General features: G+C 37.3%; 6 protein-coding genes. 2 read left to right on the top strand and 4 right to left on the bottom strand.

What is annotated here, in order from left to right; genetic code table 11:
* The 4 genes from ABY905_RS10730 to hrpB form a co-directional block, all read right to left on the bottom strand.
* Positions 1-1530, bottom strand: a 1530-nt coding sequence (locus tag ABY905_RS10730; RefSeq protein ID WP_372643527.1) for a peptidase U32 family protein, incomplete at its 3' end; no start/stop codon positions are given.
* 114 nt (positions 1531-1644) lie between these two features.
* Positions 1645-2097 carry an IS200/IS605 family transposase gene (gene tnpA, locus ABY905_RS10735; protein WP_372643530.1) on the bottom strand — a complete coding sequence of 151 codons (453 nt, stop codon included), beginning with the start codon at positions 2095-2097 and terminating at the stop codon, positions 1645-1647.
* Positions 2098-2710: 613 nt separating this feature from the next.
* Positions 2711-3976, bottom strand: coding sequence for an ATP-binding protein (locus ABY905_RS10740; protein WP_372643533.1), 1266 nt, complete (start codon positions 3974-3976; stop codon positions 2711-2713).
* Between the two features lie 484 nt (positions 3977-4460).
* Positions 4461-6944, bottom strand: coding sequence for an ATP-dependent helicase HrpB (gene hrpB, locus ABY905_RS10745; protein WP_372643535.1), 2484 nt, complete (start codon positions 6942-6944; stop codon positions 4461-4463).
* Positions 6945-7269: 325 nt separating this feature from the next.
* Between hrpB and ABY905_RS10750 the strand changes: the two genes are divergently transcribed.
* Both ABY905_RS10750 and ABY905_RS10755 read left to right on the top strand, forming a co-directional pair.
* Entirely contained in the window at positions 7270-8286 is a 1017-nt protein-coding gene (locus ABY905_RS10750) for a transglutaminase domain-containing protein (RefSeq protein ID WP_372643538.1), read from the top strand.
* Positions 8287-8431: 145 nt separating this feature from the next.
* Positions 8432-8593, top strand: a 162-nt coding sequence (locus ABY905_RS10755; protein WP_372643541.1) for a 4Fe-4S dicluster domain-containing protein, incomplete at its 3' end; no start/stop codon positions are given.

Below are 8593 nucleotides of genomic sequence, written 5' to 3' on the forward strand. Positions count from 1 at the left end.
CTTTCTGAAAAGATCAAGATACTCAGTAAGCTTGTTTTGGAAACTGTTGGGTAATTGAAAATAGATATCCCCTGTATCCTCATCACAAAGCGAGAGATCATCCTTTGAAGAAATCAGAATGGAAAGTTTGGCTTGTTCTGTAAGAGCTTCCGATTTTTTTAGACTTGGAAGTGTCATCGGATCAATGCATTCTTTTGAACCATTTAAGATGAATAGCAAACGCTTTTTCAGAGAAGTCAGTTCCTTATATGGGATAAATAAATCAGCTCCTAAATGATCCATATCGAGTTCATCAATATAATAAGCCGTTTCGTTTATAGACTTAAAGCGCTTCAATACCATTTCCTTATTCAAAACCTCACTACCCTTTCTCAGAAGTGGAACCTCCGACAACAAATCAAAAGAAGCTTCAGGCGTTTCTACAGATAACTTTAATGGCTGGTCACATTCTCCCGACAAACGAATCCGCAAATAAGCCTTGCTTGCATCTAATTCTTTTATGTTCTTTTTTATAAAGCTCTTCAAATCATCTTTCTCCTGATACAAAGCCAAGTGAGCCACCTCTAATTCTTGTGCCGAGGCATAGTTTTTCTTCTCTGAAAGATGTTTAATGGTATTATCTCTAGGGTTGTCGATAAACATTCCTTTATTGATATCCCCTTTTAAGAATGTATTGGAGAAATCCCGATTAAAGACCTTATACAAGGCACTATTATCAGTTCCACCCTTTTGTTTTTTGTATAAAGATTGAATATTCTTTTTCCAGCTGTTCACAACTGCATAAACGTAATCGGCTTTCTTTATGCGACCTTCAATCTTTAAGGAATAAACGCCTGCCTCGTACAATTCTTTGATATCAAAGTATGCCGAATTATCTTTCAGGTTAAGGGGATAATCTTTCCCCTCAGCAGTTCGCACATACTTATCTCGACAAGGCTGACTGCAACGACCTCGATTCCCCGAATTGCCTCCAGTTACCGAGCTGATATAACAAAGGCCTGAAAAAGAAATACAATTGGAACCGTGCACAAATACCTCGGTCAAGATCTGATTTTCATGACCTATAGAACTTAGTTCCTTTATCTCTTTGATGTTTAATTCTCTGGATAGATTTACTCGCGATACATCAAGATTCGAAAGGAATTTAATATGTCCCTCATTATGAGTTGTCATTTGAGTCGAAGCATGAACATCGAGACTCTTATAATATTTGTTCAGAAGATAAAGCATGCCCAAGTCCTGAACAATCACCCCATCTATGCTAGTATTCGCTAATTTATTCAAGAGATTGATTAGAGCAGGTATTTCGCTTTCTATAATGATAATATTAAGGGTTATAAATATTTCACAATCGTGTTGATGTGCCAACCTTAAAATCCCCTGTAAATCGTCGAAGCTGATATTAGCAGCTCGGTTTCGGGCATTGAACTTATCTAAGCCACAATATATCGCATTCGCTCCAGCAAGTATCGCCGCTTTTATGGCTTCAATATCTCCCCCTGGCGCTAGTAATTCTATTTTTCTCTCCACAATTCTAATGATAAGCTATTTGATGTTCTCTGTCAATATTTCAGTATTGTTCAGAGACCAAAAGTACAGCTTTTAATTCGTTTAGAAATACGTGGTTTATCTGAAGAGATAAAATTAATCCCAAATATATCGCTCATCGTAGTCCACCTTATATTTATCTAAGAATGCTTTATATTCATTTTTAAAATCTTTCGTTTGATGTTGCTGGTATTGATTTTTGATATATCGAATGACCACATCAATCTCATTGGGATTAACCGAAAAAGCTCCATAACCATCTTGCCAATAAAAATTTGAAAGACTAGGATCTAAAGTCTTGATCCACTTGGAAGAATGTGACTTAACCAGCTCAACCAATTTCGCCAATTTAATGTTCTGGGAAAGGCGGCATAAGATGTGTATGTGATCCTTATAGCCACCAACAATCAAAGGTTGACAATTTTGTTGCTTACATATACCTCCCAAATAAGCATAAACCTTTTCTTCGTAAGGAGGATGAATTAATTCTTCTCGATGCTTTGTACTAAATACAATATGCATGTAGTTCTTTACCAATGACTGTCCCATAGAATTTATGATTGCACCCCTTCGGGGCTTATTTTATCAAATCATAACTATCGATGGGATTCTCCCATCTCTATTTAAGAAGCGCCCCTTTGGGGCTTGATATACAAAACCTCGAAGTTTAAAATCATACAATTTGACTAGATCTTACAATCCATATCAATCATACTCTCACATTAAATAACTCAAATTCTCTTCTTCATCTATTAAGAAACCTCTTTGGGGCTTTATACAAATTACCTCTAAGCTTAAAATCAGACAATTTGACTAGATCTTACAATCCATATCAATCATACTTCCTAATGAAACAACTCAAATTCCCTGACTACAGACCATTGAGCCCCAAAGGGGCGTTTACTCTCAAAAATGGGTTAAGCCCATTTGTTCCGATAACTTAAATAAAGAGTAGCCCTGAAAGGGCGACAAAATATATAAGAAAAACCATGTGGAGATATCTCATGAATCCCAAACAAATCGCTCATCGTAGTCCATTATAAATTTTTCTTAAAAGCTAGATTATCAAATCTATCAAAATAAACTAATATAAAAAGCCACAGACAAGGCTGCGGCTCATATTAAAAATTAAATAATGATAACGTTAGTTCGTCCTAAAGAATTAAGATCTTGGATTTTTTATTGTAAATATGAAACAAGAACCTATACCTTCGGCACTCTCAGCCCAAATTTGACCTTCATGCCTCTCAACAAAGTCTTTACAAAGAATTAACCCGAGACCAGTACCTTGTTCATTATGAGTACCAATAGTCGAATGCTTTTCATCTATTCTAAAAAGCTTATCAATAACCGATTCGTTTATACCAATACCACTGTCACTAACAACAACTTTAAGATGATGTTCAAGCTGTTCTGATCGAATAATTATTTGTCCACCTGTGTGTGTAAACTTAATGGCATTGGAAATGAGATTTCTTAGAACTGTCGAAATCATAGAGATATCTGCACATACAGGTAGTTCAGCATCAATATCGACACGAATATCAATCTTTTTCCCTTCAGCTATATGAGAAAAAACATTTTTTGATTCGTTAATCAGTTCAAGCATATCAAAGGACTCTGGCTTATATGTCAAGCGTCCTGTTTGCGAACAAGACCAACTCATTAAATTAGTTAATAAATCGAAAGCAGTATTGGAAGAGTCTAAAACAATCTCTGCGTATTTTTCAATTCCTTCGATATTATTGAGTCTTATTTCATCAAGTAAGAGATTGGTAAAACCAATTATGGCATTAAAAGGGCTTTTTAGATCGTGAGCTATTATCGAAAAGAATTTATCCTTTTCAGCATTCACCAATTGAAGTTCTCGGTTCTTATCTTGAATTTCCTGTTGCTCTTTTTTACGCTTGGTAATATCAAAGAAAGCACCTGTCCAAATCACATCTCCATTAGGTAATGGTCTAGGTGTAGATTCAAAATGCCCCCAAATAATCTCATTCCGGACATACAATCTACCTTCCCATACAAAAGGAATTAGATATTTATTTGATTCAATATTTTTTTGGATAAAGTTTTCCTTATCAGGTTCAAATATTAGATCATTGATAACAGCAGGATTTTTCTGAAATTTCTCTAGACCGATATTTATAAGCTCACAAAAACGAGTATTAGCAAATTCTACAATATAGGGGGCATCCAAAGAACTTCGCCATTTTGTTTCATTACATTTAGTCGCACTAAATGCTCGGAGTCGATAAACTCCAGTGGGTTGAGCATTTGCCAAATCAAGATACAATTGACGTTCTTGCTCAAGAGTTTCTTTAATATCTCTATGTTTTTTCTCAATCGAATCTATCACAGATTGATTTATATCCGCCCGAGCCAATACATCAAGCGCATGTTTGTTAGATTTTGATTGAGACTTCATATTACTTTGTTGATGAAAAATATGAGGATATTACTTAATGGAATAACAGCAATATTATTATTAACTATTCTTAATTAAATATACGACTTAAGTGGACTTAAACAAAAGTATCTCTCTTTCATATAATTCTTTAAAAACCAGCAACAGATTTTATACGAAAAGTTAAAATTATTATTATTCACAAGCTAAAACTTACTCAAATTCTGAAACCAAAACAATTTTGTCATCAATAAAGAAAGAGGTTGAATTGTATCCCTTATAAAACACCCAACCAAAACCACACATTTACAAACACTTAAAACAAAACTGTTTATTAATCAAAAACAATTACATCATAACATTAACTCTTCTGAACGATCAGAAACTCCATAGCAACACGTCTCTTTTCATTTAGATTAAATTAAATGTGATCCATCAAAACCTATTTAAAAACCAAGTTTATATAGAATCATTTAAAATAGTCTATCGTGTGATGAGTTTAAACTTAGTTTTTTCGTTTTATCCCTCTTATCGCTTCTGCGTCTTTAGGATCTTCAGGCCAATAGTGCTTGGAATAACGAATACGCAACTCCTTACGAATCTCGAAATAGGTGTTCTCCCAAAAGTTTGGCAGATCTGAAGTGATTTGAATAGGACGCGAAGCCGGTGACAAGAGATGCATGAGCACGGCAAGATTTCCCATATTCACCTTCGGATTATCGAGTAAGCCAAAAACTTCTTGAATACGCACAGCCAATACTGGCGCATCACCATTGGCTTGATATTGCAATCGAATTTTCGAACCACTAGGTACAATAAAATGCTTAGGAGCAAGCTTATCTAATTCTGATTGCTTTTCCCATGGGAGATGGTTTTGTAAAACCTCCTCAAGATCAATCTTAGCCAAATCCTCAAGCTTACGTATACGAGACAGATAGGGACTTAACCATTCCTTATTATTTTTAAGCAGATTATCGGTACTCACATCTGGCCAGTCTCCATCAGACTGCCAGCTTCGTAGACTTAAGACACGATTTTGCCATTGAGTAAACTCAGTGCTGAAATTTAAAAGGCTCGCTCCCTCTTTCTCAATGGCCATCGAAGTGGCTTCAATAACCAAATCCTCATCAGGATGGCGAAGCGGTTTCGATTGTAAAACCAGACGACCAATTCTTAACTCCTTAGTCGCTATCAATCCTCCCTTGCGACTATCCCATACAATATTTTCACGTTCTTTTACCAGCGGAGCCAAGTCCTGTGGATTAAGAGCCGAAGCCATAAAGATCTTTCCTCCATGCTCGCGATCATCAACATGAGCAATAGCCAACCAAGGCTCATAAGCCAAATCGTCCTGATGACTCGCCATGGCTTGCTTGCCATTTGCCATCATAAAACGCGCATTGGTTCCGGGGCTTGCATGGGCAATTCGTTCGGGATAAGCCTGCACCAGAATCACTCCCGTTTCGTAAGGATCAACCAGTCCATTATCGGCTTTTATATTGAAAAGCTGCCTATACGAAGCGGCCACTTTCTCAATTCTATTCAAAGTTCTAAGCGTTCTATCACCCTTCCGATGTCGGCGCAAAGCCTCTATTCTCAGATTAATATCGATACCTGTTTCGCGGGGCAAAGGGTCTCTCTCTTCTAAAAGTGCTGCTAAATCGGTAGCCAGTGGCAAAAGATCTTCTTCCTTAGCCTTTAGTAGCATATGAGCAATACGCGGGTGGCAGGGTAATTTCTGAATCTGACGCCCGTGTTCGGTAATTTTATTATCCTCCAGTGCCTCGAGCTCATGCAGACTTTCGCTAGCTTGTGCTATTGCCGCCGCAGGTGGCGGACTCAACCAAGTGAGCTCCTGAATATCTTCTACACCCCAAGCTGCCATCTCTAAAACCAGAGAACTTAAGTCAGCTTCCAATATTTCGGGTATGCGGTGTTTCTTCAATCGGTTTTGAGATGCCAAAGACCACATTCGATAACAAACGCCTGGTCCTAATCTTCCGGCACGTCCTGCCCTTTGATCGGCAGAATCTTTCGATATTTCGATGGTTTCCAATCGTGACAAACCTGTTTTGGAATCGAACCGAGATACCCGACTAAAACCACAATCCACAACGGTGTGAATGCCTTCAATGGTTAAACTGGTTTCTGCTATAGCAGTTGCCAGCACTATTTTTCTTCGTCCTTGTCTGTCAGGCATAATAGCTGCCTGTTGCTGGTTACTTGCCAACATACCAAATAAGGGGTAGATCATAAAATCGGAAAGTTGCGCCTTGAGCAAGGCTTCACATTTTCGAATCTCACCTTCCCCTGGTAAAAACACCAAAGTATCACCAGGTTGTTCCTTTACTGCCCTTACAACCCTATTGGCTGTTATTTCGGGTAGTAATCTCACATCGCTAGCGTCGGTATATATCAAATCGACAGGGTATTGTCGTCCCTTGCTTTCGAGCACATCAGCCTCAAGACGATCACTCAATTCGGTGCTATTTATGGTAGCCGACATCAGCATGATGCGTAAATCAGGTCGTAAAATATCCTGAGCCTCCCGACACAAAGCAAGAGCCAGATCGGCGTGCAAACTTCTTTCATGAATCTCATCAAAAATAACCATGCCCACACCCTCAAGTGCATTATCAGACTGTAACATTCGGGTAAGAATCCCTTCGGTCAGCACCTCAATACGAGTCGCCTTTGAAACCCGTTTTTCGAAACGGATACGATAACCAATACTCTGTCCCACTTCCTCTCCCAAAAGAGAAGCCATACGCATCGCAATACTTTTAGCTGCCAAACGTCGTGGTTCCAACATCAAAATCTTCTGTCCTTTCAGCCAGGTTTCTTCCATCAAAGCTAAAGGCAGTAAGGTACTTTTCCCTGCACCAGGAGGGGCTGAAATAATAAGTGTATTCTTATTCGCCAGAAGTTCTCTGGTATCTGAGATAATTTCTTTTACAGGTAAGTCTATGCTGAATGGATCGAAAGTCAAGTTGAATGATTTTATAATGTCAATATGTTCGTTAGGTGCAAATTTAGTAAAAAGGAGTCAACAGCAAATACAGTATAAAGGGATGTATGAATTTTTCGCAAAGGATGCAAAAACTTAAAAAACACAAGGGTTTCACAAATCCCAAACTTGAAATATGCAGATAGTAATATCTGCAGGAGCTCAATAATCAAGATAATAACTCCCTTTGCTCTATAAATAAGAGGCTGTGGTCTTTTAATCAATTCAATCCCTTTGTAATACAAAAGCTTTAGTTACTTTTGCACGATTATAAAAAAATGGGATTAAATCCAATAAAGAAAAGAAGATGATGAGATGGATGTTATTTATAGCAGTAATCGTATTAAGCAGTTGCAGTAAAGTGCCTGAGAGAAATTTTGAATTCAATTATAAAGTGAGCCTACAGGCCAATTCAGACAAAAACATGAAGATTTGGATACCTGTACCTCAATCGAATGAAGTACAAACAATTAGTGGACTATCTATTGATACGGATATTCCTTACGAAATTAAGACTGAAGAGCAGCATGGTAATACTTACTTTTATGCTGATTTAAAAGAAGGACTAACTCAAACTGCTGATATAAACATTCATTTTAATGTGAAACGAAAGCAAAGAGCAGATGCTAAGTTTGAAGATACAGATCCAAGCCTGTACCTTAAAGCTAATCGATTGGTTCCTATTGGAGGACGTTTTGATTCAATTGTAAAAGCAAACAACTTTTCTTCTGTCAATATGCATCCCGTTTACGATTTTGTTTTAAATGAGATGTATTACGGCAAGCCAAAAGCTCAGGATCCTTCAGATCATTATTATGCTAGCTTACCAAAAAGTATCAAAAAAGGGATTAGCAAAGACAGTGTTGTGTCTCTTTATCTGAATACAACAAAGATTGCTGGCGAGTTTACTTTTGGGAATGGTAACTCAAACTATGCTTGTGATATCTCTGTTGGTAACTGTACCGATTTCCATTCTTACTTTATGTCTTTAGCTCGTAGTCTGAAAGTGCCTGCACGTTTTCATATTGGTTTTTCTATCCCTGGTGGACAAGAAGGAAAAATTGGTGGTTATCACTGTTGGGCTGATTTCCATCAGAATAATAAGTGGATACCTGTAGATATTTCTGAAGCTGACAAAGCTGCCGAAAAAGCCAAGTTCTATTATGGAAACTTAGATGCAAATCGTGTAGAGTTTACTCAAGGTCGTGATTTAATTTTGGAAGGTTATTCTAAAGGTCCAGTCAACTTCTTCGTCTACCCTATTGTAGAGTCTGATGGACAGGCTGGTGCATACACAAAATCGTTTTCCTTTAAAGAAATTTAAAAAGAAATAATATATATATATGGAATAGGCTGGGGAACTCAGTCTTTTTTTATATCCTATTTTGAGAATTATCGAGTCTCCATTCTTTTCTAATAGAACTTTGTGACTTACTTTGCATTCGAAAAAGTAAAGAAACCAATCAAGAATGATAGATTTTAAAATAAACGAAGATAAGTGTATTACTTGTGGATTGTGTGCACAAGATTGTCCTGTAGGGATAATTGAAATGACTCCCAATCCAAGTATTCGCAAGTCAAAAGAAAAACAATGTCTTAAATGCCAGCATTGTTTAGCTATTTGCCCAACA

The organism is Ancylomarina sp., from assembly GCF_041555295.1.
In the GTDB taxonomy this organism is placed as follows: domain Bacteria; phylum Bacteroidota; class Bacteroidia; order Bacteroidales; family Marinifilaceae; genus Ancylomarina.